The organism is Streptomyces sp. NPDC086147 (assembly GCF_040702165.1).
Classification (GTDB): domain Bacteria; phylum Actinomycetota; class Actinomycetes; order Streptomycetales; family Streptomycetaceae; genus Streptomyces.
The window spans coordinates 100,789-126,793 of record NZ_JBFBJO010000004.1; the positions used below are offsets into that span (position 1 = coordinate 100,789).

General features: G+C 73.0%; 24 protein-coding genes and 1 pseudogene. 15 read left to right on the plus strand and 10 right to left on the minus strand.

Annotation, left to right across the window (positions count from 1 at the left end):
- The first annotated feature begins 118 nt into the window (after positions 1-118).
- From AB0398_RS11205 to AB0398_RS11235, 7 genes are all read left to right on the plus strand, one after another.
- Complete coding sequence (locus AB0398_RS11205; protein ID WP_366373877.1) at positions 119-955, plus strand: inositol monophosphatase family protein; 837 nt, start codon at positions 119-121, stop codon at positions 953-955.
- A gap of 80 nt (positions 956-1,035) precedes the next feature.
- Positions 1,036-2,454, plus strand: a complete 1,419-nt coding sequence (locus AB0398_RS11210) for an NAD(P)/FAD-dependent oxidoreductase (protein ID WP_366374507.1) — start codon at positions 1,036-1,038, stop codon at positions 2,452-2,454.
- A 10-nt stretch (positions 2,455-2,464) separates the two neighbouring features.
- Complete coding sequence (locus AB0398_RS11215) at positions 2,465-3,085, plus strand: L-threonylcarbamoyladenylate synthase (RefSeq protein WP_366373879.1); 621 nt, start codon at positions 2,465-2,467, stop codon at positions 3,083-3,085.
- A 77-nt stretch (positions 3,086-3,162) separates the two neighbouring features.
- Complete coding sequence (locus AB0398_RS11220; RefSeq protein ID WP_366373881.1) at positions 3,163-4,638, plus strand: AlkA N-terminal domain-containing protein; 1,476 nt, start codon at positions 3,163-3,165, stop codon at positions 4,636-4,638.
- A gap of 12 nt (positions 4,639-4,650) precedes the next feature.
- Positions 4,651-5,151, plus strand: a complete 501-nt coding sequence (locus AB0398_RS11225) for a methylated-DNA--[protein]-cysteine S-methyltransferase (protein WP_366373882.1) — start codon at positions 4,651-4,653, stop codon at positions 5,149-5,151.
- Positions 5,152-5,241: 90 nt separating this feature from the next.
- Positions 5,242-5,445, plus strand: a complete 204-nt coding sequence (locus AB0398_RS11230) for a type II toxin-antitoxin system VapB family antitoxin (protein ID WP_366373884.1) — start codon at positions 5,242-5,244, stop codon at positions 5,443-5,445.
- Between the two features lie 325 nt (positions 5,446-5,770).
- Positions 5,771-6,919 carry a glycerate kinase gene (locus tag AB0398_RS11235; RefSeq protein WP_366373886.1) on the plus strand — a complete coding sequence of 383 codons (1,149 nt, stop codon included), beginning with the start codon at positions 5,771-5,773 and terminating at the stop codon, positions 6,917-6,919.
- 46 nt (positions 6,920-6,965) lie between these two features.
- On the opposite strand, the gene AB0398_RS11240 is transcribed toward AB0398_RS11235, so the two are convergent.
- A complete protein-coding gene (locus tag AB0398_RS11240) occupies positions 6,966-8,165 on the minus strand; it encodes a helix-turn-helix domain-containing protein (protein WP_366373888.1) in 1,200 nt (399 codons plus the stop codon).
- Positions 8,166-8,363: 198 nt separating this feature from the next.
- Between AB0398_RS11240 and AB0398_RS11245 the strand changes: the two genes are divergently transcribed.
- From AB0398_RS11245 to AB0398_RS11280, 8 genes and pseudogenes are all read left to right on the plus strand, one after another.
- Complete coding sequence (locus AB0398_RS11245) at positions 8,364-9,182, plus strand: ABC transporter ATP-binding protein (protein WP_366373890.1); 819 nt, start codon at positions 8,364-8,366, stop codon at positions 9,180-9,182.
- Positions 9,179-10,036 (plus strand): ABC transporter ATP-binding protein, encoded by an 858-nt coding sequence (locus AB0398_RS11250; protein WP_366373891.1) that lies wholly within the window; start codon positions 9,179-9,181, stop codon positions 10,034-10,036. Before AB0398_RS11245 ends, AB0398_RS11250 begins: the two co-directional genes overlap by 4 nt.
- The gene (locus AB0398_RS11255) at positions 10,033-10,923 is read left to right on the plus strand and encodes a branched-chain amino acid ABC transporter permease (protein WP_366373893.1); all 891 of its coding nucleotides are present in this window, start codon (positions 10,033-10,035) and stop codon (positions 10,921-10,923) included. Before AB0398_RS11250 ends, AB0398_RS11255 begins: the two co-directional genes overlap by 4 nt.
- The gene (locus AB0398_RS11260; RefSeq protein ID WP_366373895.1) at positions 10,916-11,044 is read left to right on the plus strand and encodes a hypothetical protein; all 129 of its coding nucleotides are present in this window, start codon (positions 10,916-10,918) and stop codon (positions 11,042-11,044) included. The genes AB0398_RS11255 and AB0398_RS11260 overlap by 8 nt, the downstream gene beginning before the upstream one ends.
- Before the next feature lie 37 nt (positions 11,045-11,081).
- Positions 11,082-12,167 (plus strand): branched-chain amino acid ABC transporter permease, encoded by a 1,086-nt coding sequence (locus AB0398_RS11265; RefSeq protein ID WP_366374509.1) that lies wholly within the window; start codon positions 11,082-11,084, stop codon positions 12,165-12,167.
- Complete coding sequence (locus AB0398_RS11270) at positions 12,164-13,429, plus strand: ABC transporter substrate-binding protein (RefSeq protein ID WP_366373897.1); 1,266 nt, start codon at positions 12,164-12,166, stop codon at positions 13,427-13,429. Before AB0398_RS11265 ends, AB0398_RS11270 begins: the two co-directional genes overlap by 4 nt.
- Positions 13,430-13,622: 193 nt before the next feature.
- Positions 13,623-14,000, plus strand: a pseudogene (locus AB0398_RS11275) (GNAT family N-acetyltransferase); the annotation flags it as partial.
- A gap of 99 nt (positions 14,001-14,099) precedes the next feature.
- Positions 14,100-14,651 carry a GNAT family N-acetyltransferase gene (locus tag AB0398_RS11280; RefSeq protein WP_366374511.1) on the plus strand — a complete coding sequence of 184 codons (552 nt, stop codon included), beginning with the start codon at positions 14,100-14,102 and terminating at the stop codon, positions 14,649-14,651.
- Positions 14,652-14,794: 143 nt separating this feature from the next.
- On the opposite strand, the gene pssA is transcribed toward AB0398_RS11280, so the two are convergent.
- The 9 genes from pssA to AB0398_RS11325 all read right to left on the minus strand — a co-directional run bounded on the left by pssA (position 14,795) and on the right by AB0398_RS11325 (position 25,699).
- A complete protein-coding gene (pssA, locus tag AB0398_RS11285; RefSeq protein WP_366374512.1) occupies positions 14,795-15,658 on the minus strand; it encodes a CDP-diacylglycerol--serine O-phosphatidyltransferase in 864 nt (287 codons plus the stop codon).
- Positions 15,651-16,307, minus strand: coding sequence for a phosphatidylserine decarboxylase (locus AB0398_RS11290; protein WP_366373898.1), 657 nt, complete (start codon positions 16,305-16,307; stop codon positions 15,651-15,653). Before AB0398_RS11290 ends, pssA begins: the two co-directional genes overlap by 8 nt.
- A gap of 168 nt (positions 16,308-16,475) precedes the next feature.
- Positions 16,476-17,681 (minus strand): acyl-CoA dehydrogenase family protein, encoded by a 1,206-nt coding sequence (locus AB0398_RS11295; protein WP_366373899.1) that lies wholly within the window; start codon positions 17,679-17,681, stop codon positions 16,476-16,478.
- A gap of 2 nt (positions 17,682-17,683) precedes the next feature.
- Entirely contained in the window at positions 17,684-18,208 is a 525-nt protein-coding gene (locus tag AB0398_RS11300; RefSeq protein ID WP_366373900.1) for a MaoC family dehydratase, read from the minus strand.
- Positions 18,209-18,213: 5 nt separating this feature from the next.
- Positions 18,214-19,188 (minus strand): CoA ester lyase, encoded by a 975-nt coding sequence (locus tag AB0398_RS11305; RefSeq protein ID WP_062751441.1) that lies wholly within the window; start codon positions 19,186-19,188, stop codon positions 18,214-18,216.
- Positions 19,185-21,206, minus strand: a complete 2,022-nt coding sequence (locus AB0398_RS11310) for a protein meaA (RefSeq protein ID WP_366373902.1) — start codon at positions 21,204-21,206, stop codon at positions 19,185-19,187. Before AB0398_RS11310 ends, AB0398_RS11305 begins: the two co-directional genes overlap by 4 nt.
- 14 nt (positions 21,207-21,220) lie before the next feature.
- Positions 21,221-22,558 carry a crotonyl-CoA carboxylase/reductase gene (gene ccrA, locus AB0398_RS11315; RefSeq protein ID WP_366373903.1) on the minus strand — a complete coding sequence of 446 codons (1,338 nt, stop codon included), beginning with the start codon at positions 22,556-22,558 and terminating at the stop codon, positions 21,221-21,223.
- Between the two features lie 407 nt (positions 22,559-22,965).
- Positions 22,966-23,802: a TetR family transcriptional regulator gene (locus AB0398_RS11320; protein ID WP_366373905.1), complete on the minus strand. Its 837-nt coding sequence runs from the start codon at positions 23,800-23,802 to the stop codon at positions 22,966-22,968.
- Positions 23,803-23,917: 115 nt separating this feature from the next.
- Positions 23,918-25,699: a 3-hydroxybutyryl-CoA dehydrogenase gene (locus AB0398_RS11325; RefSeq protein WP_366373906.1), complete on the minus strand. Its 1,782-nt coding sequence runs from the start codon at positions 25,697-25,699 to the stop codon at positions 23,918-23,920.
- Positions 25,700-26,005 lie beyond the last annotated feature (306 nt).

Consider the following 26,005-nt stretch of genomic DNA (forward strand, 5'->3'; position numbering starts at 1 on the left):
GTCGGCATCAACGAACCGGACGGGCTCCGGTCACCCGGGCGCGGCGACCGGACTGGCGTTCGGGGGCCGCCGCGCGGGGGCCGTACCGGTTGTCGGAGCCCCGTGCTTAGCTGGACACATGATCGAAGACTTCCTTGAGCACGTCCTCGCCGGCGGTACGACCGAGGTGGAGGAGGCGGTCCGCAAGGCCGCCGCCGCCGAGATCATGCCGCGCTTCCGGCAACTCGCCGCCCACGAGATCATCGAGAAGAACGGCCCGCACGACCTGGTCACCGTCGCCGACCGGTCCGCCGAGGCCCACCTCACCGCCTCCCTCACGGCGCTCCTGCCCGGCTCCGTGGTCGTCGGCGAGGAGGCCGTCCACGCCGACCCGGCGGTCTACGACGCGCTGGGCGGCGACGCGCCCGTGTGGATCGTCGACCCCGTCGACGGCACCCGCCAGTTCGTCCACGGCGACCCCGCCTTCTGCACCCTCGTCGCCCTCGCCCGGCACGGCGAGGTCCTCGCCTCCTGGACGTACGCGCCCGCCCTGGAGGAGATGGCCGTCGCGGTGCGCGGACGCGGCGCCACGCTGAACGGGGAGCCGCTGCGCTCCGGCTCGCCCGCGCCCGGCGAGGTCCTGGAGGTCGCCTCCTCGCACCCCGACTACACCACCCCGGAGCAGAAGCGCGCCCTGCTCGGCCTGGACACCGACGGCGTCCGCCCCCGCCCCTGCGGCTCCGCCGGACTCGAATACCTCGCCGTCGCGCGCGGGGCGCTCTCCGGAGTGGCCTTCTCCTGGGAGTACGCCTGGGACCACGCGGCCGGACTCCTCCTGGTCGCCGAGGCGGGCGGCACGGACGCCACGCTCACCGGGGAGCCCTTCCGCGTCACCGGCGGCAACGCGCTGCCGTTCACCGCCGCCCGGGACGCGGCGACCGCCGAACGGATACGGACCCTCCTCGGGGGGCGGTGAGACCGCCGCACCCCTCCGCCTATCCTGAGAACCCGGCCACCGGCTGACGAAGGAGCCCGCAGGTGACGCACAGGACGCCGATGCTCGACGCCGTCGTCGTGGGGGCGGGGCCCAACGGACTGACCGCCGCCGTCGAACTGGCCCGCCGCGGCCTCTCCGTCGCCGTCTTCGAGGCGAGGTCCACCGTCGGCGGCGGCGCCAGGACCGAGGAGCTCACCCTCCCCGGCTTCCGGCACGACCCCTGCTCCGCCGTCCACCCCCTCGGCGCCGGCTCGCCCGTCTTCAAGACGATGCCGCTCGACCGGTACGGCCTGGAGTGGCTGCATCCCGAACTGCCCATGGCCCACCCCTGGGACGACGGCACCGCCGCCGTCCTCGCCCGCTCCGTCGCCGAGACCGCCGCCTCCTTCGGGCCGCGCGACGCCGGCGCCTACCGCAGGCTCGTCGCCCCCTTCCTCGGCAGGTGGGACACCCTGGCGGCCGACTTCATGCAGCTGCCGCTCACCGCGCTGCCCCGCGACCCGGTCACCCTCGCCCGCTTCGGCTTCGCCGGACTGCCGCCCTCCACCTGGCTGATGCGCCGCTTCCGGGACGAGAAGGCCCGCGCGCTCTTCGCCGGACTCGTCGGCCACGTCATCGCCCCGCTCGACGGCTTCGCCACCGGCGCCGTCGGCCTCGTCTTCGCGCTCGCCGCCCACGCCGGCGGCTGGCCGCTGCCCCGGGGCGGCTCGCAGTCCGTCTCCGACGCCCTCACCGCGTACCTGAAGGACCTCGGCGGCGCCGTCCACACCGACTTCGAGGTCAAGCGCCTCGACGACCTGCCGCCGGCCCGCGCCTACGTCTTCGACACCTCGCCCACCGCCCTCGCCCGGATCGCCGGCTTCGGCGGCCACTACGACCACTACAAGTACGGCGCCGCCGTCTTCAAGGTCGACTACGCGCTCGACGGCCCCGTGCCATGGACCGCCGAGGAGCCCCGGCGCGCCGGCACCGTCCAGATCGGCCCCACCGCCGGCGAGATCGGCACCGCCCTGAACCAGGCCTCCTCCGGCACCGCCCCCGACGCCCCCTTCCTCATCACCGCCCAGCCCAGCCTCGTCGACCCCTCCCGCGCCCCCGAGGGCAAGCACGTCTTCTGGGCCTACGGCCACGTGCCCAACGGCTGGCGCGGCGACCTCACCGAGGCGATCGAGCGCCAGATCGAGCGCTTCGCCCCCGGCTTCCGCGACCGCGTCCTGGCCCGCGCCACCGCGGGACCGCCCGAACTCGCCGCGCACAACGCCAACTACGTCGGCGGCGACATCGCCTGCGGCGCCGCCCGCGGCCTCCAGCTCCTGCTGCGACCCACCCTGTCGCTCCGCCCCTACGACACACCGCACCCCGCGGTCTTCCTCTGCTCCTCCGCCACCCCGCCCGGCCCCGGCGTGCACGGCATGTCCGGGCACAACGCGGCGAAGGCGGTCTGGCGGCGGCTGCGCGCCTCCGCCCGCGAAAATTAGACTGGCTCCCATGGCCAAGTACTTCGACGTGCACCCCGACAACCCGCAGCCGCGCACCATCTCCACGGTGGCCGACAGCATCCGGAACGGGGCGCTCGTCGCGTACCCGACCGACTCCTGCTACGCGCTCGGCACCCGCATGGGCAGCCGCGACGGCATCAGCCGCATCCGGACGATCCGCGACCTCGACGACCGCCACCACTTCACCCTGATGTGCCGGGACTTCGCCCAGCTCGGGCAGCTCGTGCACATCGACAACGACGTCTTCCGCGCCGTCAAGGCGGCCACCCCCGGCCCGTACACCTTCATCCTGCCCGCCACCAAGGAGGTGCCGCGCCAGCTCCTCCACCCCAAGAAGAAGACGGTCGGCGTCCGCATCCCCGACCACGTCGCCACCCAGGCCCTCCTCGCCGAACTCGGCGAGCCGCTGCTCTCCAGCACCCTCCTCCTGCCCGACGAGGAGGAGCCGCTGACCCAGGGCTGGGAGATCAAGGAGCGGCTCGACCACCAGGTCGACGCGGTCCTCGACTCCGGCGACTGCGGCACCGAGCCCACCACCGTCGTCGACTTCTCCAGCGGCGAGCCCGAGATCGTCCGCCGGGGAGCGGGGGACACCACCCGCTTCGAGTAGGGGCCCCGGGCCCGGGGCCGGACGGCCATGTCGTTTTTCCGCCAGCCCCGGCGCCGTCCGCCCCCGATCATGGAGGCATGCACACCGACACCGAGCGCTGCGTGCGGGCCGTCCGGTCGAAGGACGCCCGCTTCGACGGCGTGTTCTTCACCGCCGTCCGCACCACCCGGATCTACTGCCGGCCGAGCTGCCCGGTCGTCCCGCCCAAGGCCGAGAACATGGAGTTCCACCCCAGCGCCGCGTCCTGCCAGCGCGCCGGGTTCCGGGCCTGCAAGCGGTGCCGGCCCGACACCAGCCCCGGCTCGCCCCAGTGGAACGTCCGGGCCGACGCCGTCGCCCGCGCGATGCGGCTCATCCAGGACGGCGTCGTCGACCGGGAGGGCGTCCCCGGGCTCGCCCGGCGGCTCGGCTGGTCCACCCGCCAGATCGAGCGCCAGCTCCTCGCCGAACTCGGCGCCGGACCCCTCGCCCTGGCCCGCGCCCAGCGCGCCCAGACCGCCCGGGTCCTCATCGAGACGACCCCCATGCCCCTGGGCGAGGTCGCCTTCGCCGCCGGGTTCTCCTCCATCCGCACCTTCAACGACACCGTCCGCGAGGTCTTCGCCCTCACCCCCGGCGCACTGCGCGCCCGCGCCGCCCGCCCGGCCGGACGGCGGGCCCCCGCCTCCGGCGCGATCACCCTCCGGCTGCCGTTCCGCACCCCCCTCGAACCCTCCAACCTCTTCGGCCACCTCGCCGCCACCGCCGTCCCCGGCGTCGAGGAGTGGCGGGACGGCGCCTACCGCCGCACCCTGAACCTCCCGTACGGGCACGGCGTCGTCGCCCTCGCGCCCCGCGCCGACCACATCGCCTGCCGGCTCTCCCTCACCGACCCCCGCGACCTCACCCACGCGATCAGCCGCTGCCGCCGCCTCCTCGACCTCGACGCCGACCCCGTCGCCGTCGACGAGCGGCTGCGCGCCGACCCGCTGCTCGCCCCGCTCGTCGACGCCGCCCCCGGCCGCCGGGTGCCCGGCTCCGTCGACCCCGCCGAGTTCGCCGTACGGGCCGTCCTCGGCCAGCAGGTCTCCACCGCCGCCGCCCGCACCCACGCCGCCCGGCTCGTCGCCGCCCACGGCACCCCGGTCGACGACTCCGAGGGCGGCCTCACCCACCTCTTCCCGGAGCCCGCGGCGCTCGCCGCCCTCGACCCCGAGACCCTGGCCCTGCCCCGCAGCCGCCGCACCACCCTGCTCACCCTGGTCCGGGCCCTCGCCGACGGCACCCTCCCGCTCGGCCCCGCCGACGACCGCGAGGAGGCCCGCGCCCGGCTGCTCGCCCTGCCCGGCTTCGGCCCCTGGACCACCGGGATCATCGCCATGCGGGCCCTCGGCGACCCCGACGCCTTCCTCCCCGGCGACCTCGGCGTCCGCCGCGCCGCCGAGGGCCTCGGCCTGCCCTCCACCCCGGCCGCGCTGACCGCCCGCGCCGCGCACTGGCGCCCCTGGCGCGCCTACGCCGTCCAGTACCTCTGGGCCACCGACTCCCACCCGATCAACCACCTGCCCTCCTGAGGAGGTCGCCCCGTGCCCACCGTCCAGCACACCGTCGTCGACAGCCCGTACGAGCCGCTGACCCTCGTCGCCGTCGACGGCGTCCTCAGCCGCGTCCACATGACCGGCCAGCGCCACCGTCCGCCCGAGGAGACCTTCGGCGCACCCGACCCGCGCCCCTTCGGCGAGGCGGTCCGCCAGCTCGACGCCTACTTCGCCGGCGAACTCACGACGTTCGACCTGCCGCTCCACCTGGTCGGCACCCCGTTCCAGCTCCGCGTCTGGGAGCGGCTGAACCTCATCCCGTACGGGGAGACCCGGACGTACGGCGAACTCGCCGAGGAGCTGGGGAACCCCGGCGCCTCCCGCGCCGTCGGCCTCGCCAACGGCAAGAACCCCGTCAGCATCATCGTCCCCTGCCACCGGGTGGTCGGCGCGGGCGGCGGCCTCACCGGCTACGGCGGCGGCCTCGACCGCAAGCAGCGGCTGCTGGCCTTCGAGTCGGGCACGAAGGAGCCCGACGCCCTCTTCTGAGCCCGCGGTCCTTTCCCGTACGAGCCCGCGGCCCTTTCCGTACAAACCCGACACCCTTCCCCCCCCCCGCAGGGGTGTTAGGTTCCCGGCATGGCCAAGGTGAACATCGCGCTCGACGCCGAACTCGTCGTGGAAGTCATGGTCCTGGCGGGCGTCGACAACCCGCAGGACGCCGTCGAGGTGGTCGTCCGCGACTACATCGCCCGCGGTCACCGCACCGAGGCCCGGGTCGCCGGCCGCGACGAACCGGTCCGCACCGGCGAGATCGTCCCGCCGGAACCGCAGCGGGGCTGAGACCACCGGTCCCGGCGGAGACCTCGGCCGCCGGCGCCGAACATCATCGCGATCCACGCCGGGGCCGTGGCGGAGGCGCTGTCGAAGGAGTCCTCGCCGAGGGCCCGGGTCACGGCCGCGACGACGGCCGCGGCCCCGATCCCGACGACCTTGCCGTCGGGCGCGTACCGCCCGTCCGGATCCGCCGGCCCGCTCGCTCGGTTCCGCGCCCATGCGACCCCGCTATGGTGCGGAATATCCGCACATGAGGGGGTGGCACGCCGTCCGGGGCTCCGGATAGGGTCGGCGGCGGCGCGACTGCACGTTCGAAAGCAAGGGATGCAAGGTGACGGACGGAGCAGCAACGGTCGCTCGCGTGCTCGTGGCGGCCGACAAGTTCAAGGGTTCGCTCACGGCCGTGGAGGTCGCCGAGCGGGTCACGGCAGGCCTGCGACGGGTCGTCCCGGACCTGGAGGTGGAGACGCTGCCCGTCGCGGACGGCGGCGACGGCACCGTCGCGGCGGCCGTCGCGGCCGGGTTCGAGCGCCACGAGGCGACGGTGACGGGGCCGATCGGCGCACCGGTCACCGCCGCGTTCGCGCTGCGCGACACCACCGCGGTCGTCGAGATGGCGGAGGCCTCCGGCCTCCAGCTCCTCCCGGCCGGCGAGTTCGCCCCGCTCACCGCGACGACCTACGGCTCCGGAGAACTGCTCCGCGCGGCCCTGGACGCCGGTGCGACCACCGTCGTCTTCGGCGTCGGCGGCAGCGCCACCACCGACGGCGGCGCCGGCATGCTCGCCGCGCTCGGCGCCCGCTTCCTCGACGCGGACGGCGAGCCCGTCGGCCCCGGCGGAGCGGCCCTCGCCGACCTGGCCACGGCCGACCTCACCGGCCTCGACCCCCGCTTCGCCGAGGTCGACCTGATCCTCGCGAGCGACGTCGACAACCCGCTCACCGGCCCCAAGGGCGCCCCCGCCGTCTACGGCCCGCAGAAGGGCGCCACCCCGGACGACGTCCGCACCCTCGACGCGGCCCTCGCCCACTTCGCCACCGTCCTGGAGAAGGCGATCGGCCCCAAGGCGGCCGAGGCCGCCCTCGCGCCCGGCGCGGGCGGCGCCGGCGGCATCGGCTACGGCGCCCTCATCCTCGGCGCGAGCTTCCGCCCCGGCATCGAGCTGATGCTGGAGGTCCTCGGCTTCGCCCCCGCCCTGGAGCGCGCCACCCTCGTCGTCACCGGCGAGGGCTCCCTCGACGAGCAGACCCTCCACGGCAAGGCCCCGGCGGGCGTCGCCGCCGCGGCCCGCGCGGCCGGCAAGGAGGTCGTCGCGGTCTGCGGCCGCCTCGCCCTCCCCGCCGAAGCCCTCGGCAAGGCCGGCATCCGCCGCGCCTACCCCCTCGCCGACCTGGAGCCGGACCCCGCGAAGTCCATGGCGAACGCGGGCCCCCTCCTGGAGGAGGCGGCCGCGAACATCGCCCGCGACTTCCTGATGTAAGGAGTACGGGGACGGGACAGGCGGGGGACACGGGGACGGGGCCCGGTCACCCCGGCCCCGTCAGCCGGAACGCGTCGAGCGCCAGCGTCATCTCCGTGAGGTCGCGCGGCCGGGAGAGCGACCGCGACGTCAGCTGTTCGAGCCGCCGCAGCCGGTTGAAGACCGTGTTGCGGTGGCAGTACAGGCGCCCGGCCGCCCGCCCCGCCGACCCCTCGCACTCCAGCCACGCGTCCAGCGTCTCCAGGAGCACCGCCCGGTCCGCCGGATCCAGCTCCAGGAGACCGCCCAGGACGTCCGAGACCAGCAGGCTCGCCATCTCCGGCTGGCCCACCACCAGCGCCCCCGTCATCCGCCGGTCGAGCCGCACGATCCGCCGGCTGCCCGGCGGACACGTGCGCAGCGCCAGCTCCGCGAGGCGGCGCGCCCGGCCCAGCTCGGTCAGGCCCACCACCACCGGACTGATCCCGCCCGGCCCCGGACACCGCCCGTCCAGCAGCTCCGACAGGGCGTCCAGACCGGTGTCACCGGCGAGCGCCGCCACCCCCAGCTCGCCGTCCGCGCCCATCCGCCACAGGAACCGCACCCCCTCGCCCTGCACCTGCCGGTGGAACGGCTCCCGCTCCTCCCGCCGGTCGTAGCGCAGCACCACCACCGCGTACCGCCCCTGCTCCGGCAGGTCCAGGCCCGCCGCCGCCCGCGCCACCAGCTCGGGCGAGCGCTGCCCCTGGAGCAGCGCGTCCAGGAGCGCCTGCAACTGCTCGTCCGTACGGCTGCGCAGCTCCAGCTCCGTCTCCCGGTACGCCTCCGACGCCGTGTCCGCCTGCGCGTCCACCGCCGACCACACCGTCGTCGCCGACTGCATCAGGGCCGCGAGCCGCGCCGCGTCCGACCCCGCGCCCTCGATCAGCGCGTCCCACACCAGGTGCCCGGCGTGCCGGTAGGCGTGCACGACCAGTTCGAGCGGCATGCCCTGCGCCGCCCGCCGCCGGCCCATCCCGTCGGCGTGCTCCAGGTCCCGCCGGGGCGAGTTCCGGGGCGCCGAGATCATCTCGATCCCGATCCGCATCGCCTCGTGGGCCTCCTGCCAGTGCTGGTCGTACGGCAGGATCCGCCCGTAGGCGGGCTCGTACGCGTGGAGTTCCCTCAGATGCTCGTCCACCAGCTCCGGCACCCGCTCCAGAAGTTCCGTGCACGCCCGGGCGAGCACCTTCCAGTCGTCACCGGTCCGCCGTCTGCGCCGTCCCATGCCGGGAGGATCCCCCCTCCCGCCCCCCTTCGCACACCCCCTGACGCGCACCGTTGTGCGCGTGCACAGCCCCCCGCCGCGCCCGCTGGTCACCGGCAGCGATTCGGCCACCGGGCGTGGACGCGCGGTCCGGTGCGGTGCTGGGGTGAGCGCCACCGAACGGCCGGGCCGACGTGGGCGGCCCGGGAAAGGGGAGCCATGGGAGGTACCGCACCCGCCCTGGAGGTCACGGACCTGACGGCGGGATACGGACCGGTGCGCGCGCTGCGGCGGGTGTCGCTGACCGTGCCCGCGGGCGCCGTCGTCACCGTCCTGGGCGGCAACGGAGCCGGCAAGTCCACCCTGCTGCGGGCCGTCTCGCGCACCCTGCGGTTCCACGGCGGCGCCGTGGTCTCCGGCACGGTGAGCCGCGACGGCCGGCCGCTCGACGGGCTGCCGCCCGACCGGGTCGTCGCCGCCGGCGTCTCCCAGGTGCCCGAGGGCCGCCAGGTCTTCGCCCGGATGACGGTCGAGGACAACCTGCGGGCCGGCGCGCTCGGCCGGCGCGGCGGCCGGGCCTCCAGGGCCGCCGCCCTCCGCCGGGTCCACGAGCTCTTCCCGGTCCTCGCCGAGCGCGCCCGCCAGCCGGCCGGGCTGCTCTCCGGCGGCGAACAGCAGATGCTCGCCGTCGGCCGCGCCCTGATGGCCGCGCCGGGCCTGCTCCTCCTGGACGAGCCCTCCCTCGGCCTCGCCCCGCTGATGGCGGCCCGGATCGCGGACGCCGTCCGCGAGATCAACGCCCAGGGCACGGCGGTGCTCCTCGTCGAGCAGAACGCGGCGCTCGCGCTGCGGCTCGCCTCCCGCGCGTACGTCCTGGAGGTCGGCGAGGTCACCCTCTCGGGACCCGCCGCCGAACTCGCCGCCTCCGACGAGGTGCGCCGCCGCTACCTGGGCGTGGTCGACGAGGACGCCGCCGCCGACGTGGCCCGCGCCGCCACCGCGCACCCGGTCCTGACCCGCTGGGAGGAGACCCGATGACACCGCAGCCCCCCGAGCCCCCGCCGTCGGACCCCGCCCCCGGCCCCACGCCGGCCCCCGCCTCCCACGTCCCCGCCCCCGACGTCCCCGCCCTCCACGTCCGCGACCTGACCGTCCGCTTCGCCGGGCTCACCGCCCTCGACGCCGTCGGCTTCACCGTCCGGCCCGGCACCGTCCACGCCCTCATCGGCCCCAACGGCGCCGGCAAGTCCACCTGCTTCAACGTCCTCTCCGGCGTCTACCGCGCCACCTCCGGCTCCGTACGCCTCGGGGAGCGCGAACTGACCGGCCTGCCCCCGCACCGGATCGCGGACCTCGGCGTCGGCCGGATCTTCCAGAACCTGGCCCTGCCGCCCCGCGCCACCGTCGAGGACAGCCTGATGCTCGGCCGCCACCGGCTCACCCGCACCGGCTTCCTCGCCGCCGGCCTCCGGCTGCCCTCCGCCGCCCGCGAGGAGGCCCGGCACCGGGCCAGGGTCCGCGAGATCGCCGCCTTCGTCGGCCTGGAGCGGCAGCTCGCCAGGCCCGCGGGCTCCCTCCCGTACGGGCAGCAGAAGCTCGCCGAACTCGCCCGCGCCCTCTGCACGGAGCCCCGGCTCCTGCTCCTCGACGAGCCCGTCGCCGGCATGACCGCCGACGAGCGCCGCCGCACCGCCTCCGTCATCGCCGGGGTCCGCGACGGCCTCGGCATCTCGGTCCTCCTCGTCGAGCACGACATGGGCCTGGTGATGCGGCTCGCCGACTCCGTCACCGTCCTCGACTTCGGCCGCCGGATCGCCGACGGGGCACCCGCCGACGTGCAGAACGACCCGGCGGTCGTCCGCGCCTACCTCGGAGAGGAGTCCGCCGCGTGAGCACCTTCGCGGAGTTCCTGATCAACGGCGTCTCCCTGGGCTCGATCTACGCCCTCATCGCCCTCGGCTTCGTCGTCATCTTCCGCGCCACGGAGGTCGTCAACTTCGCCCACGCCTCGCTCCTCCTGGCCGGCGGCTACGTCACCGCCGTCCTCCACGACGAGATCGGCTTCTGGCCCGCCCTGCTCGCCGGCGTCGCGGGCGCGGCGGTGGTCGGCGCGGCCGTCGAGTTCCTCGTGATGCGCCGCCACCGCGGGGCCGACCACAGCGTCCTCGCCATCGTCACCATCGGCGTCGACATCCTGCTCGCCACCGAGCTGACCCGCCGGATCGGCACCGACATCCTCGCCCTCGGCGACCCCTGGGGCGACGCCGTCGTCACCGTCGGACCGGTCACGATCGCCCAGACCCGGATCGCCGCCCTCCTCGCGGCGGCCCTCCTCATCACCGCCTTCCTGCTGGCCTTCCGGTACACCTCCTGGGGCGTCGCCATGCGGGCCGCCGCCGAGAACCAGGAGACCGCCGCCCTCATGGGCATCCGGCTCGGCCGGGTCTCGCTCGGCGCCTGGGCGGTCGCCGGGGGCCTCGCTGCCGTCGCCGCGCTCTTCCTCACCGTCTTCCCGACCCCCGGCCTGGAACGGGCCACCTCGCTCGCCGCCCTCAAGGCCTTCCCGGCCGCGATCCTCGGCGGCCTCGACTCCACCACGGGCGCCCTCGTCGGCGGCCTCCTCGTCGGCGTCACCGAGTCCCTCGCCACCGGCTACCAGGGCGACCTGGCGTTCCTCGGCCGGGGGATCGGCGACCTCGCCCCGTACCTCGTCATGGTCGCGGTGCTCCTGATCCGCCCGGCCGGCCTCTTCGGCACGAAGGAGCCCGCCCGTGTCTGAGCCCCCTGCCCGCCCGGCGGTCCCGTCGCACGTCGCCGCCCGTCCGGCGGCCCGAGGCATCCGGTCCGCGTCCACGGCCCCCGCCCGCCCCGGCGGCACGAAGGAGCCCGCCCGTGTCTGAGACCCTCGCCCGCCCCGGCCTCCGGGTCCGGCCCGCCGTGTACGGAGGGGCCGCCGCCGGGCTCGTCCTGCTCGCCCTGCCCTTCTACCTGGACCGCTTCTGGCTCCAGGCCGGTCTGTTCGCCATGGCCGCCGCCCTCGGCGCCATCGGGATCAACCTGCTGACCGGCGCCACCGGCCAGCTCTCCATGGGACACGCCTTCTTCCTCGCCGTCGGCGCCTACGGCTACTGCGCCTTCGCCGGGGACGGCACCGACGGCCTCGCCGGGCTCGGCCTGCCCGGCTGGCTCGCCGCCGTCCTCGCGGTCGCCCTCGCGGGCCTGGCCGGCGGGGTGTTCAGCCCCATCGCGGGACGGCTGCACGGCGCGTACCTCGGCATCGCCACCCTCGCGCTGATCTTCATCGGCCAGCACGTCCTCTTCAACGCCCACGACCTCACCGGCGGCTACAACGGCCGTGCCGTCCCGCCGCTCTCCCTCCTCGGCCTCACCTTCGACGACACCGAACTGCTCGTCGCCCAGGTCCCCTTCGGCGCCGTCGAGAAGCTCTGGTACCTCGGCCTCGCGCTGCTCCTCGGCGGGGTCCTCTTCGCCCGGGGAGTCCTCCGGGGCCGCCCCGGGCGCGCCATGAACGCCATCCGGGACCACCGGATCGCCGCCGGCGTCATGGGCATCCCGGTGGCCCGCCACCGCGCCGCCGTCTTCGTCCTGTCCTCCATGTACGCCGGTCTGGCCGGTGTCCTGCTCGCCCTGGTCTTCCAGCGGACCGTCCCGGAGTACTTCGGGATGGCGCTCTCCCTGGAGTACCTGGCCATGATCGTCATCGGCGGCCTCGGCTCGGTCGCCGGAGCGGTCGCCGGAGGCGTCTTCGTCTCCCTCCTGCCCCAGCTCCTCACCCGCTACAGCGACGCCCTGCCCCTGGTCTCCGCCCCGGGGACGGGCGGGATCGCACCGGGAGAGGCCGCCCGCTACCTGTACGGCGCCGCCGTCGTCGCGGTGGTGCTGTTCCTGCCCGGCGGCCTGGCCCGCCTCGCCGCCCGGACGCGCAAGCCGGCCGAGACGCCCGAGTCGCCCGGGGCACCCACGACCCCCACGTCCACCGAACCCTCAGGGGAGACACGATGAACCACAGACGACAGGCCGTGCGGGGCCTGGCCGCCGCGCTCGCCGCCCTGGTCGCCCTCACCGCCGCCGGATGCAGCTCCAAGGCGAAGACCGGCGACGGCGAGCAGACCGGCGCGGGAGGGGTGAGGACCGGCGAGGGCGTCACCGACAAGACGATCGCGCTCGGCGCGCTCACCGACATGACCGGCGTGTACGCCACCCTCGGCAAGAGCGTCACCCAGGCCCAGCAGCTCTACGTGAAGCAGGTCAACGCCGCCGGCGGGATCTGCGGCCGGCAGCTGGAGCTCACGGTCCGCGACCACGGCTACGACCCGCAGAAGGCCCTCGCCGCCTACACCGAGCTGGAGCCCAAGGTCGTCGGCTACGCCCAGTTCATCGGCTCCCCGTTCGTCGCCGCCGTCAAGCAGCGCGTCGACGCCCAGGACAAGGGCCTCGTCCTGCCGCAGGCCTGGTCGGCCTCGCTGCTCGGCTCGCCGTACATCCGCGTCCTGGGCGCCACGTACGACGTCGAGACGATCAACGCCGTCGACTTCCTCCTCACCGAGAAGGGGCTCAAGACGGGCGACAGGCTCGGCCACGTCTACTTCGAGGGCGACTACGGCGAGAACGCCCTCAAGGGCTCGAAGTACGCGGCCGAGAAGGCCGGCCTGACCGTCGTCGAGCAGAAGATCAAGCCCACCGACAACGACATGTCCGCGCAGGTCGCCGCGCTCAAGCAGGCCGGGGTCAAGGCCGTCGTCATCAGCGCCGGACCGCGCCAGGCCGCCTCCCTCGTCGGCGTCGCCGCCGCCACCGGCCTCAGGGTCCCGGTCGTCGGCAACAACTCGGCCTTCGCCCCGCAGCTCCTCGGCACCCAGGCCGGGCCCGCCCTGGAGAAGATGTACTGGTTCGCCTCCCCGAGCCTCCCCGTCGGCGCGGACACCCCGGTCGCCAGGAAGCTGGTGGCCGATTACCGGGCCGCCTACCCGGGCGAGGCCCTCGACAACGGCGTCGTCGCCGGCTGGACCGCCGCGAGCGTCTTCGGCGAGGCCCTGAAGAAGGCCTGCGCCGCCAAGGACCTCACCCGCGCGGGCGTCGGGAAGGCGCTGCTCACCCTGACCGCCCACGACGCCGGCTTCGGCATGACCCACGACCTCGGCGACCCGAAGGCTCCCTCGTCGCGCGAGTCCGTCATCGTCCAGCCGGACAAGTCCGTCCCCGGCGGCATGCGCACGGTCCGGCAGCCCTTCGTCTCGGACGCGGCGAAGACCTACACGCCGTAGCGGACGTCAGCCCCGGTCCGCGAAGCCCGTCCGCCAGGACGGGCGGGCCGGGGCCCGGCCGAGTGCACGGGCCCGGGCGTTCACCGCGCCCCGGGCCCACGGCGCCCGCGACCAGCACCCGCACGACCGCCACCCCGAAAGCCCCGGGAAGATCGTCACCTCCCGGAAACACGCCGGTGTGAAGCTCGGGCCCATGAAGCCGTACATCGCTCCGTTCATCGAGGAGAACCGTTCCCACCCGCACCTCGCCGGCCTGCTGGGCGCCTACCACCTGGCCAACCAGGCGGAGAAGGGCACGCCCGTGGCGGCGGTCGCCGAGCTCCCGGCCGTATACCGCGGGGAGGCCGAGGACCCGGCCGCCGCGTTCGCCGCCGACACGGTCCTGCTCGCCACCCCGCCCGGCGGGGAGCACCCGGCCGGCTGCGTCGTCCTGAAGGCCCCCCGCGCCGGGCGCGCGCCCGAGGTCAAGCGGCTCTGGGTCGCGCCCGGGGACCGCCGGAAGGGCCTCGCGCGGGCCCTCGTGGCCGAGGCCCTGCGCCGGGCCGCCGCCCTCGGAGCGCCCGCCGTGCGCCTCACGGTCTGGAACTGGCGGCAGGAGCCGCTGGCCCTCTACCGGAGCCTCGGTTTCGAGACCGTCCCCTCCTGGGACGCCCGCCCGGACCTCCTCTGCCTGGAGAAACCGCTCGCGACCGACCGCGTCGAGCTCCTCACCCCCGACGCCGTCCGCGCCCACGCCCCCGACGGCCTCGCCGCGCTCCTCGTGGACGCCGTGGACGGCGGAGCCTCCGTCGGCTTCCCGGCGCCCCTGGACGCCCCCGAGGCGGCCTCCTGGTGGCTCCGGGCCGCCGAGGAGGCCGAGGAGGCCGAGGAGGGCGTACGCGAGGTCTGGGCGGCCCTGGACGGCGCGGGGCGCCCGGTGGGGGCCGTCACCCTCGTCCGCGCCGGCGCCGCCAACGGCCGGCACCGGGGCGAGATCGCCCGGCTCCTGGTCCACCGCTCGGCCCGGGGCCGGGGCCTCGGGCGGCGGCTGCTCGCCGCGGCCGAGGCGCACGCCGCCGCCACCGGCCTGACCCTGCTCGTCCTGGACACCCAGACCGGCAGCCCGGCCGAGCGCCTCTACCGGGGCGCGGGCTGGACCGCCGCCGGGACGATCCCGGACTACGCCGCCGACCCGGCGGGGGTGCTGCGCCCCACCACGCTGTACTACAAGCGGCTCGGCTAGGGCCCGTGAGGCGGATCAGGGACGCGGCACCGGCCCTGATCCACCTCACGGACCCCGGGGCACGCGAGAGGGCCTCAGGGCACGCGAAAGGGCCCCGGGAGGCTGTTCGCCTCCCGGGGCCCTCTCGTACGCCGTCCGGCCGCCTACGGCAGCTGGGCCGCCCGCGCCTCCCGGCTCTCGCGCCGGTTGCCGCGGAAGGTGTTCACCCGGCGGGCCGTCGCGAAGAGCGGGATGACCGCGCCCATCACGACCTGGAGCGCGCAGCCGGTCTGGAGCAGGAACTGCCCGCCCGGGGCGTCGAACGCCCAGGCCGCCAGCATGCCCATCGCGCCGACGATCCAGCTGAGCATCGCCACCGCGAGCACGCCGCGCGGCTTCGGGTACTCGACCCGGCTCACCATCAGCCAGGCCACCCCGATGATCGCGAGCAGCGTGGGGATGAAGGGGAGCTCCAGGAGCACGATCGAGACCACCGTCAGCGCGCCGAAGGGGCTCGGCATGCCCTGGAACATGCCGTCCTTCATGGTCACGCAGGAGAATCTCGCCAGCCGCAGCACCACCGCGAGCAGCACCACGATCGCGGCGACCGCCGAGACCTTCTGCTGCGCGTCGTCCGCGACCATCCCGTACACGAGGACGAAGTAGGCCGGGGCCAGGCCGAAGCTGATCAGGTCCGACAGGTTGTCGAGCTCGGCGCCCATCGGGGAGGAGCGGAGCTTGCGCGCCACGATCCCGTCGAAGAGGTCGAAGATCGCCGCGCACAGCATGAGGATCACGGCGGTGGCGGCGCTGTTGCGCGCCATGCCGGTCTCGGCGCTGCCCGTCAGGTGCGGGATGAGGATTCCGGTGGTGGTGAAGTACACCGCCATGAATCCGCACGTGGCGTTACCGAGCGTGAGGGCGTCCGCTATGGACAGCCTCAGCGACAGCGGCATCTCCTCGGCCTCCTCGGCCGCGGTCTCCGCGTCGGCGGCCCAGTCGGCCGCGCGTGTGTCGGGATCAATCACGGTCAATGCGAGTCACCCCCGCTGTGGTGACCTGCCCGACCTCGACCGCGACCTCGACGCCCTCGGGGAGGTAGATGTCGACGCGCGAGCCGAAGCGGATCAGGCCGATGCGGTCGCCCTGCTCCACCTTCGTCCCCTGCGGGATGTACGGCACGATGCGCCGGGCGACGGCGCCCGCGATCTGGACCATCTCGATGTCGCCGAGCTCGGTGTCGAAGTGCCAGACGACGCGCTCGTTGTTCTCGCTCTCCTTGTTGAACGCCGGGACGAACCCACCCGGGACGTGCTCCACGGACGTCACCGTGCCGGACAGCGGCGCGCGGTTGACGTGGACGTTCAGGGGGCTCATGAAGATGGCGACCCGGGTGCGCCCGTCCTTCCACGGCATGATGCTCTGCACCACGCCGTCGGCGGGGGAGATGACCCGGCCCTGAGCGATCTCTCGCTCGGGGTCGCGGAAGAACCACAGCATGCCGGCCGCGAGAGCGGTGGTCGGCACGGCGATGGCCGCGGCGCGCCGCGAGCCGCGGGCGCGCACGAGGCTGAGCGCCGCGGTGGCGACGGTCGGCAGGAGCCACGGCGATGCTCCGCGCGCGAGGCGTACGCCCTTGAGGCTGTCGCGGTGTGCAGAGGTTTGGCTGTGGGGCATGGATGACCTTCGTAGCGGATGATGCCGCGCAGGCAACGGGGACGGCGGCTTTCCGGCGATGCTATCGGTTGCGGGGCGCAACTGGGCAAGCCAGGAACCGAGTCGACGGCCGGAAGACGAACACAGGGTGTGATCTTCTTCGCGGCCGAAACGACCCAAAAGCGACAATCAACCCTGGAATCGGTACTCCTCGAGCAGCCGACGACCAATGATCATTTTCTGGATCTCGGCGGTACCTTCACCGATGAGCAGCATCGGCGCCTCGCGGTAGAGACGCTCGATCTCGTACTCCTTCGAGAACCCGTATCCACCGTGGATACGGAAGGCGTCCTCGACGACCTCCTTGCAGTACTCGGAGGCGAGGTACTTCGCCATCCCTGCTTCGAGGTCGTTTCGTTCCCCGGAGTCCTTTTTGCGTGCTGCGTTGACCATCATCGCATGAGCGGCCTCGACCTTGGTAGCCATTTCGGCCAGCTTGAACTGGATCGCCTGGTGCTGGGCGATCGCCTTGCCGAAGGTGTGGCGCTGCTGGGCGTACGAGACGCCCAGCTCGAACGCACGCTGAGCGACGCCGCAGCCACGGGCCGCCACGTTCACGCGCCCGACCTCGACACCGTCCATCATTTGGTAAAACCCTCGGCCGGTTTCCCCGCCGAGCACACGATTGGCCGGAATGCGCAGTCCGTCCATGATGAGCTCGGTCGTGTCGACGCCCTTGTAGCCCATCTTGTCGATCTTCCCGGGGATGGTGAGGCCCGGACGGACCTCTCCGAAACCGGGCTCCTTCTCGACGAGGAAGGTCGTCATCGACTTGTGGGGCGCGGTGCCCTCGGGGTGTCCTTCGTCACTCCGGACCAGAACGGCCACCAGAGACGACGTTCCGCCGTTCGTCAGCCACATCTTCTGGCCGTTGAGGACGTACTCGTCGCCGTCCTTCACCGCCTTCGACGTGATGGCCGACACGTCCGAGCCGAGCGCCGGCTCCGACATCGAGAACGCGCCGCGCGTCTCGCCGGCCGCCATCCGCGGAAGGAAGTACTCCTTCTGCTCCTGGGTGCCGTGCTGCTTGAGCATGTACGCCACGATGAAGTGGGTGTTGATGATGCCGGAGACCGACATCCAGCCGCGGGCGATCTCCTCCACGCACAGCGCGTAGGTGAGCAGCGACTCGCCCAGGCCCCCGTACTCCTCGGGGATCATCAGGCCGAAGACGCCGAGCTCCTTGAGCCCGTCCACGATCTGCTGGGGGTACTCGTCGCGGTGCTCCAGGTCCGTCGCGACCGGGATGATCTCCTTGTCGACGAAGTCCCGGACGGTGGCGAGGATCTCCTGCTGGACGTCGGTCAGACCGTGGGTCTGGGCGAGTCGCGCCATGACTACTTCTCCGTCTTCTTGGAGGGCTCGACGAGCGTGGGGCGGCCGGGCTGCTCCCCGCCGCGCTCCTTGATGTACGTCTCGGTGGGGACCATCACCTTGCGGCGGAAGACGCACACCAGGGTGCCGTCCTGCTTGTAGCCCTTGGTCTCGACGTGGACGATGCCGCGGTCGTTCTTCGACTTCGACGGGGTCTTGTCGAGGACCGTCGTCTCGCCGTAGATCGTGTCGCCGTGGAAGGTCGGCGCCACGTGCCGCAGCGACTCGATCTCCAGGTTGGCGATGGCCTTGCCGGAGACGTCCGGCACGGACATGCCGAGCAGCAGCGAGTAGACGTAGTTGCCGACGACGACGTTCTTGCCGAAGTCCGTCGTGTTCTCGGCGTAGTTCACGTCCATGTGCAGCGGATGGTGGTTCATCGTGAGCAGACAGAAGAGGTGGTCGTCGTACTCCGTGACCGTCTTCCCGGGCCAGTGCTTGTAGACGGCACCGACCTCGAACTCCTCGTACGTGCGGCCGAACTGCATGGGACTCAGGCCTCCGGGATCTCGAACTTGCTGGTGCGCTGCATGCCGGCGGCGCGGCCCTTGCCGGAGATGACCAGGGCCATCTTGCGGGAGGCCTCGTCGATCATCTCGTCGCCGAGCATCGCGGAGCCCTTCTTCCCGCCGGCCTCGGACGTGTAGTAGTCGTACGCGTCGAGGATCAGCTCGGCGTGGTCGTAGTCCTCCTGCGAGGGCGAGAAGATCTCGTTCGCGGCGGCGACCTGGTCCGGGTGCAGCACCCACTTGCCGTCGAAGCCCAGGGCGGCGGCCCGCTGGGCCACGGCCTTGTAGCCCTCCTGGTTGCGGATCTGGAGGTAGGGGCCGTCGATCGCCTGGAGGTTGTTGGCGCGGGCGGCCATCAGGATGCTCATCAGGATGTGGTGGTACGCGTCCGCCGGGTAGCCGGGCGGCTGCTCGCCCACGACCAGCGACTTCATGTTGATGGAGGCCATGAAGTCGGCCGGCCCGAAGATGATCGTCTCGACGCGCTGGGAGGCCTGCGCGATCGCGTTGACGTTGGTCAGGCCCTGGGCGTTCTCGATCTGGGCCTCGATGCCGATCTTGCCGACCTCGAAGCCCATCGTCTTCTCGATCTGGGTGAGCAGCAGGTCGAGCGCGACGATCTGCTGCGCGTCCTGGACCTTCGGCAGCATGATGCAGTCGAGGTTCTGGCCGGCGCCCTCGACGACCGTGACGACGTCCCGGTACGTCCAGTGGGTCGTCCAGTCGTTGACGCGGACCACGCGCGTCTTGCCGGTCCAGTCGCCCTCGTTCAGGAACTTCACGATGGTGTGCCGGGCCTCGGGCTTGGCCAGCGGGGCACAGGCGTCCTCCAGGTCCAGGAAGACCTGGTCGGCGGCGAGGCCCTGGGCCTTCTCCAGGAAGCGCGGGTTGGAGCCGGGGACCGCCAGGCAGGAACGGCGGGGGCGCAGCCGGTTCACGGGGGACGCGGGGCTGGTCATGCGGGGACCTCCGAGCTTTCGAGGGGGTTGAGCTTGTTCGCTTTCCGGATCTCGTCGACGATACGGCCGATGATCTCCGTGATGCCGAAGTCCTTCGGTGTGAAGACGGCGGCCACGCCCGCGCGCTTCAGTTCTGCGGCGTCGGCGTTCGGGATGATCCCGCCGACGATGACCGGGATGTCGGCCGCGCCCGCCTCGCGGAGGCGTTCGAGGACGTCCGGGACCAGCTCGGCGTGCGAGCCGGAGAGGATCGACAGGCCCACGCAGTGCACGTCCTCGGCCAGGGCCGCGTCGACGATCTGCTCGGGGGTCAGCCGGATCCCCTGGTAGACCACCTCGAAACCGGCGTCACGGGCGCGCACGGCGATCTGCTCGGCGCCGTTGGAGTGCCCGTCGAGGCCGGGCTTGCCGACGAGCAGCCGCAGCCGTCCGGCGTTCAGCTCCTCGGCGGTCCGCGTGACCTTCTCCCGCACGAGGGCCAGCGGCGTGCCCGCCTCGGCCGTCACCGCGACCGGGGCGGAGGAGACGCCCGTCGGGGCGCGGAACTCGCCGAAGACGTCCCGCAGCGCCCAGGACCACTCCCCGGTGGTGACGCCCGCACGCGCGCACTCCAGGGTGGCGGCGAAGAGGTTGCCGTCGCCGGCCGCCACCGCCTTCAGCCGCGCCAGGGACTCCTGGGCGCGGGTCTCGTCGCGGTTGTCGCGCCACTCGTGGAGGGCGGTGACCACCCGCGCCTCGTTCGCCGGGTCCACCGTCATGATGGCGGTGTCCAGGTCGGCGGTGAGGGGGTTCTCCTCAGTCGACTGGAAGATGTTGACGCCGACGATCTTCTCGTCGCCGGCCTCGATCCGGGCGCGCCGCTCGGCGTGCGAGGAGACGAGCTGCGACTTGAGGTAGCCGGACTCGACGGCGGCCATCGCGCCGCCCATCGCCTGGATCCGGTCGATCTCGGCCAGGCACTCCTCGACGAGGGCGTCCACCTTGGCCTCGATGACGTGCGAGCCGGCGAAGATGTCCTCGTACTCAAGCAGGTCGGACTCGTGGGCGAGCACCTGCTGGATGCGGAGCGACCACTGCTGGTCCCAGGGGCGGGGCAGGCCCAGGGCCTCGTTCCAGGCGGGGAGCTGGACGGCCCGCGCGCGGGCGTCCTTGGAGAGGGTGACGGCCAGCATCTCCAGGACGATCCGCTGGACGTTGTTCTCCGGCTGGGCCTCGGTCAGACCGAGCGAGTTGACCTGCACGCCGTAGCGGAACCGGCGCTGCTTGGCGTTCTCGATGCCGTACCGCTCCAGGGTGACCTTGTCCCAGATGCGCCCGAAGGCGCGCATCTTGCACATCTCCTCGACGAAGCGGACGCCCGCGTTCACGAAGAACGAGATGCGGGCGACCACCTCGCCGAAGCGCTCCTCCGGGACCTGGCCGGAGTCCCGGACGGCGTCCAGCACCGCGATGGCGGTGGACATCGCGTACGAGATCTCCTGGACCGGGGTGGCCCCGGCCTCCTGCAGGTGGTAGCTGCAGATGTTGATCGGGTTCCACTTCGGGATGCTGTTCACCGTGTAGGTGATCATGTCCGTTGTGAGGCGGAGGGAGGGGCCGGGCGGGAAGACGTGCGTCCCGCGCGACAGGTACTCCTTCACGATGTCGTTCTGGGTGGTGCCCTGGAGCCTGGTGACGTCCGCGCCCTGCTCCTCCGCCACCACCTGGTAGAGCGCCAGGAGCCACATCGCCGTGGCGTTGATCGTCATCGAGGTGTTCATCTGCTCCAGGGGGATGTCCTGGAACAGCCGGCGCATGTCACCGAGGTGCGAGACGGGGACCCCGACCCGGCCGACCTCGCCGCGGGCGAGGATGTGGTCGGGGTCGTATCCGGTCTGCGTCGGCAGGTCGAAGGCGACCGAGAGGCCGGTCTGACCCTTGGCGAGATTGCGCCGGTACAGCTCGTTGGACGCCTCGGCGGTCGAGTGACCGGCGTACGTCCGCATGAGCCACGGACGGTCCTTCTGGCGCTCAGTCATCTATGGTCCCGGGCTCAGATGTTGCGGAAGCGGTTGATGGCGTCGAGGTGCTTGGCCCGCAGCTCCGGGTCGCGCACGCCCAGGCCCTCCTCGGGCGAGAGGGCGAGGACGCCGACCTTGCCCTGGTGGAGGTTGCGGTGGACGTCGTAGGCGGCCTGGCCGGTCTCCTCCAGGGAGTAGACCTTGGACAGGGTCGGGTGGATCTTGCCCTTGGCGATGAGGCGGTTGGCCTCCCAGGCCTCGCGGTAGTTCGCGAAGTGCGAGCCGATGATCCGCTTGAGCGACATCCACAGGTAGCGGTTGTCGTACTGGTGCATGTAGCCGGAGGTCGAGGCGCAGGTGGTGATGGTGCCGCCCTTGCGCGTGACGTACACGGAGGCGCCGAAGGTCTCGCGGCCCGGGTGCTCGAAGACGATGTCGATGTCCTCGCCGCCGGTCAGCTCGCGGATGCGCTTGCCGAAGCGCTTCCACTCCTTCGGGTCCTGGGTGTTCTCGTCCTTCCAGAACTTGTAGCCCTCGGCGTTGCGGTCGATGACCGCCTCGGCGCCCATGGCCCGGCAGATGTCGGCCTTCTCGGGGGAGGAGACGACACAGATCGGGTTGGCGCCGCCGGCCAGGGCGAACTGCGTGGCGTACGAGCCGAGGCCGCCGCTGGCGCCCCAGATCAGGACGTTGTCGCCCTGCTTCATCCCGGCGCCGTTGCGGGAGACGAGCTGGCGGTACGCGGTGGAGTTGACGAGGCCCGGGGCCGCGGCCTCCTCCCAGCTCAGGTGGTCCGGCTTCGGCATGAGCTGGTTGGACTTGACGAGGGCGACCTCCGCCAGGCCGCCGAAGTTGGTCTCGAAGCCCCAGATGCGCTGCTCGGGGTCGAGCATCGTGTCGTTGTGGCCGTCCGAGGACTCCAGCTCGACCGAGAGGCAGTGCGCGACGACCTCGTCGCCGGGCTTCCAGGAGTTGACGCCCGGGCCGGTGCGCAGGACGACGCCCGCGAGGTCGGAGCCGATGACGTGGTACGGCAGGTCGTGGCGCTTGGTCAGCTCGGAGAGGCGGCCGTAGCGCTCCAGGAACCCGAAGGTCGAGACCGGCTCGAAGATCGAGGTCCAGACCGAGTTGTAGTTGACCGAGGAGGCCATGACGGCGACGAGCGCCTCGCCCGGGCCGAGCTCGGGCAGCGGGACCTGGTCGAGGTGGAGCGACTTGCGCGGGTCCTTGTCGCGGCTGGCGAGTCCGGTGAACATCTCCGCCTCGTCCTTGTGGACGGTGACGGCGCGGTACGACTCGGGGAGCTTGATGTTCGCGAAGTCGGCGGACGTGGAGTCCGGGGACTGGATCGCGTCCAGGATTTCCTTCACGGGTTGCCTCCGGCGGTGAGCGTCCGGGGGAGGACGCCTGAGGGTTACGGCGGTGAGTGCTGCTGTGGAGGTGTGCCGTCGGTTCGGCTGGGTCGTGCGGTGGCGCGGCGCCGGTCGGGCGCGGGGTTGCCTGTGACGCAGGCGTCCGGGCACACGAGCCGTCGGCTTGTGGGGACAGCCGGCGCACGAGGTTGGTCTCTGCGCGCCGACCGCCCGGACAACATCAACGTATGGCACGCCGTGTCACCTGACAAGGCACTGGGTGCCAACAATTTCACTCAGATGCAATCTGGCGGTCACACATGAGCGATGATCGATCGAATCATGCCCTGAAACGGCTCCGAGCTGGGCAAACACGACGAGGGCCGTTCCCGGAATCCGGGAACGGCCCTCGCGGTGGAAGGGGCTCAGGCGGTGCCGAGCGCCTTCTGGATGGTCCGCATGACCTCGTCGAGGGGCGCGTCCGTACGTGCCACGGCGACCACCACGTCGCCGGCGGTGGAGGCCCGGACGGCGGGGGCGGCGGTCTCCTCCCGCACCTCCGGGGAGGCGGCGGACGGGGCCGGCCGGCCGGCGCCTATGCCCGATCCGAAGGTCTCCCGGACGATCGCGAAGGCGTGGTCGAGCTGGGCCTCCACGTCGCCCTGGCCGCCCGCCCGCAGCCAGCGGCGCAGCACGTGGTTGTGGGCGGTGACGACCGCGGAGGCGGCCACCTCGGCGAGCAGCGGGTCGTCGTTGCCGTCGTGGTGGTCCCGCTCGTCGAAGTGGCCGAGGAGGTAGCGGGTGAAGAGGCGCTCGTAGCGGGCCACCGAGGCGATCTCCCGCTCCCGCAGGGTCGGCACCTCGCGGGTGAGCCGGTAGCGGGCCACGGAGACCGCGGGGGACCCCGCGTACATCTTCATGACCTCCTTGATGCCCCGGCACACCGTGTCGAGCGGGTGCTCGTGCGGCGGCGCCGCGTTCAGCACCGCCTCCGCCCGCACCAGGGTGTCGTCGTGGTCGGGGAAGATCGCCTCTTCCTTGGACCGGAAGTGCCGGAAGAAGGTCCGCCGCGCGACCCCGGCCGTGGCCGCGATCTCGTCCACCGTGGTGGCCTCGTACCCCTTGGTCGCGAACAGCTCCATCGCGGCGGTGGCGAGCTCCCGGCGCATCTTGAGCCGCTGCGCGGCGGCACGGGTGCCCGCCGCGCTCTCCGGAGCGTCGGACGGGGAGGTGGCACGGGGTGACTTCGCGGCCTTGGGCATGGTCCGAACGTACTGCATCGGGGGAGGAGTGTGCCCAGGTGGGGGCGGGGAGCCCGCCGGGGCACCGGGGGTGCCCGAGGGGCTCAGGAGCCCGCCCCAACCGGGGGTGCGGGGCTCAGCGTCGGGCATATTCGCGGAAGCCGCGACCCGTCTTGCGGCCCAGGCAGCCGGCCGCCACCAGGTGCTCCAGGAGCGGGGCCGGGGCGAGGCCGGGGTCGCGGAACTCGCGGTGCAGGACCTGCTCGATCGCGAGCGAGACGTCCAGGCCGACCACGTCGAGCAGCTCGAACGGGCCCATCGGGTAGCCGCCGCCCAGCTTCATGGCCGCGTCGATGTCGTCCAGGGTCGCGTAGTGCTCCTGGACCATCTTGATCGCGTTGTTCAGGTACGGGAAGAGCAGCGCGTTCACGATGAAGCCGGCCCGGTCGCCGCAGTCCACCGGGTGCTTGCGGATCTTCGCGGTGACCTCGCGGACGGTGGCGTGGACGTCGTCGCCGGTCAGGACCGTGCGGACGATCTCCACCAGCTTCATCGCGGGCGCCGGGTTGAAGAAGTGCATCCCGATGACGTCCTGCGGGCGGGAGGTGGCCCGGGCACAGGCCACGACCGGCAGCGAGGAGGTCGTGGTGGCGAGCACCGCGCCCGGCTTGCAGATCTTGTCGAGCCGCGCGAACAGGTCCTGCTTGATCTCCAGGTCCTCCGCGACCGCCTCGACCGCCAGGTCGACCTCGGCGAAGGCGTCGAGCGTGCCGGCCGGGGTGATCAGGGCGAGCACGGCGTCGCGGGCCTCGGCCGTCATCCGGCCCCGGGACACCGAGCGCTCCAGGGACTTGGCGATCCGGGCCTTGGCGGTGTCCGCCTTCTCCTGGGAGCGGGCGGCGAGCACGACCTCGTACCCGGCCTTGGCGAAGACCTCCGCGATGCCGGAGGCCATGGTGCCCGAGCCGGCGACGCCGACCGAGCGGACCTCGCGCCCGCCGGCGCTCTCCGCCGAGGTCAGCGGGGTCAGCGCGTCGCGCACCACCTCGTCGGAGCCCGGCGCCGCGTACGTGTAGAAGCCGCGGCCCGCCTTGCGGCCGGTCAGGCCCGCCTCGCTGAGCTGCTTGAGGATCGGGGCCGGGGCGTGCAGCCGGTCGTGCGAGGAGGCGTACATGGCCTCCAGGACCGTGCGGGCCGTGTCCACGCCGATCAGGTCGAGCAGCGCCAGCGGGCCCATCGGCAGGCCGCAGCCCAGCTTCATCGCCGCGTCGATGTCCTCGCGGGAGGCGTACTTGGCCTCGTACATGGCGGCGGCCTGGTTCAGGTAGCCGAAGAGCAGCCCGTCCGCGATGAAACCGGCCCGGTCCCCGACCGCCACCGGCTCCTTGCCGAGGTCCTGGGCGAGCCGGGTGACGGCGTCGACGGCCCGCGGGTCGGTCAGCACCGAGGAGACCACCTCGACCAGCTTCATGGCCTGGACCGGGGTGAAGAAGTGCAGGCCGAGGACCCGCTCCGGGTGCGCCGAGTCGGCCGCGAGCCGGGTGACGGAGAGCGCGTTGGTGCCGGTGGCCAGGATCGCGTCGGGCCGGACGATGCCGTCCAGGGCCCGGAAGACCTCCTGCTTCGCCTCGTACGACTCCGGTACGACCTCGATCACGAGGTCGGCCCCGGCCGCCGCCTGGAGGTCGGAGTAGGTGCGGAAGCGGGCCAGGACGTCCTGCCGCTCGTCCTCGGTGATCCGCTCGCGGGCCACGGCGCGGGCGGTGGAGGCCTCCAGGGCGGCGACGGCACGGGCGGCGGCGGCGTCGCTGACGTCGATGCCGATGACCTCGCGGCCGGCCCGGGCGAGGACGTCGGCGATACCCGCGCCCATGGTGCCGAGACCGACGACGGCGATGGTGGAGAGAGGGGTGTCCATCAGGGGACTCCAGAGAGGAAGAGTGACGACTGAGGGCAGTGCGTGCGGGTGGTGCCGCGGAATTGCGCGGGCGCGAGGAGAATCGCGGGAAACGCACGGGAAGGAGCCCGTGGAAAGGGGCGGCGCCCGATGGAAAAGGGGGCGACGGGCTCTGTCCCGGAGCCGCGTCGAAACTGCCGAACCGACGTACGCTCACCACGGCTGCGTCACCAGGCCGTTGTGAGAAGCGGGGGTTGACCCGCTCACCTGAGACTAACCGGCGGGTAACGAGCGCGCCAGTCCCGGGAAGTCGAGAAAATGTGATCT

What these genes read in the sequence shown, in the direction of transcription:
- AB0398_RS11270 (WP_366373897.1), top strand. Translation starts at nt 12,164, where the DNA reads ATGAACCACAGACGACAGGCCGTGCGGGGCCTGGCCGCCGCGCTCGCC.
- AB0398_RS11245 (WP_366373890.1), top strand. Translation starts at nt 8,364, where the DNA reads ATGGGAGGTACCGCACCCGCCCTGGAGGTCACGGACCTGACGGCGGGA.
- AB0398_RS11220 (WP_366373881.1), top strand. Translation starts at nt 3,163, where the DNA reads ATGCACACCGACACCGAGCGCTGCGTGCGGGCCGTCCGGTCGAAGGAC.
- AB0398_RS11240 (WP_366373888.1), bottom strand. Translation starts at nt 8,165, where the DNA reads ATGGGACGGCGCAGACGGCGGACCGGTGACGACTGGAAGGTGCTCGCC.
- AB0398_RS11250 (WP_366373891.1), top strand. Translation starts at nt 9,179, where the DNA reads ATGACACCGCAGCCCCCCGAGCCCCCGCCGTCGGACCCCGCCCCCGGC.
- AB0398_RS11310 (WP_366373902.1), bottom strand. Translation starts at nt 21,206, where the DNA reads ATGACTGAGCGCCAGAAGGACCGTCCGTGGCTCATGCGGACGTACGCC.
- AB0398_RS11295 (WP_366373899.1), bottom strand. Translation starts at nt 17,681, where the DNA reads ATGGCGCGACTCGCCCAGACCCACGGTCTGACCGACGTCCAGCAGGAG.
- AB0398_RS11290 (WP_366373898.1), bottom strand. Translation starts at nt 16,307, where the DNA reads ATGCCCCACAGCCAAACCTCTGCACACCGCGACAGCCTCAAGGGCGTA.
- AB0398_RS11215 (WP_366373879.1), top strand. Translation starts at nt 2,465, where the DNA reads ATGGCCAAGTACTTCGACGTGCACCCCGACAACCCGCAGCCGCGCACC.
- AB0398_RS11320 (WP_366373905.1), bottom strand. Translation starts at nt 23,802, where the DNA reads ATGCCCAAGGCCGCGAAGTCACCCCGTGCCACCTCCCCGTCCGACGCT.
- AB0398_RS11210 (WP_366374507.1), top strand. Translation starts at nt 1,036, where the DNA reads ATGCTCGACGCCGTCGTCGTGGGGGCGGGGCCCAACGGACTGACCGCC.
- AB0398_RS11325 (WP_366373906.1), bottom strand. Translation starts at nt 25,699, where the DNA reads ATGGACACCCCTCTCTCCACCATCGCCGTCGTCGGTCTCGGCACCATG.
- AB0398_RS11205 (WP_366373877.1), top strand. Translation starts at nt 119, where the DNA reads ATGATCGAAGACTTCCTTGAGCACGTCCTCGCCGGCGGTACGACCGAG.
- AB0398_RS11230 (WP_366373884.1), top strand. Translation starts at nt 5,242, where the DNA reads ATGGCCAAGGTGAACATCGCGCTCGACGCCGAACTCGTCGTGGAAGTC.
- AB0398_RS11300 (WP_366373900.1), bottom strand. Translation starts at nt 18,208, where the DNA reads ATGCAGTTCGGCCGCACGTACGAGGAGTTCGAGGTCGGTGCCGTCTAC.
- AB0398_RS11305 (WP_062751441.1), bottom strand. Translation starts at nt 19,188, where the DNA reads ATGACCAGCCCCGCGTCCCCCGTGAACCGGCTGCGCCCCCGCCGTTCC.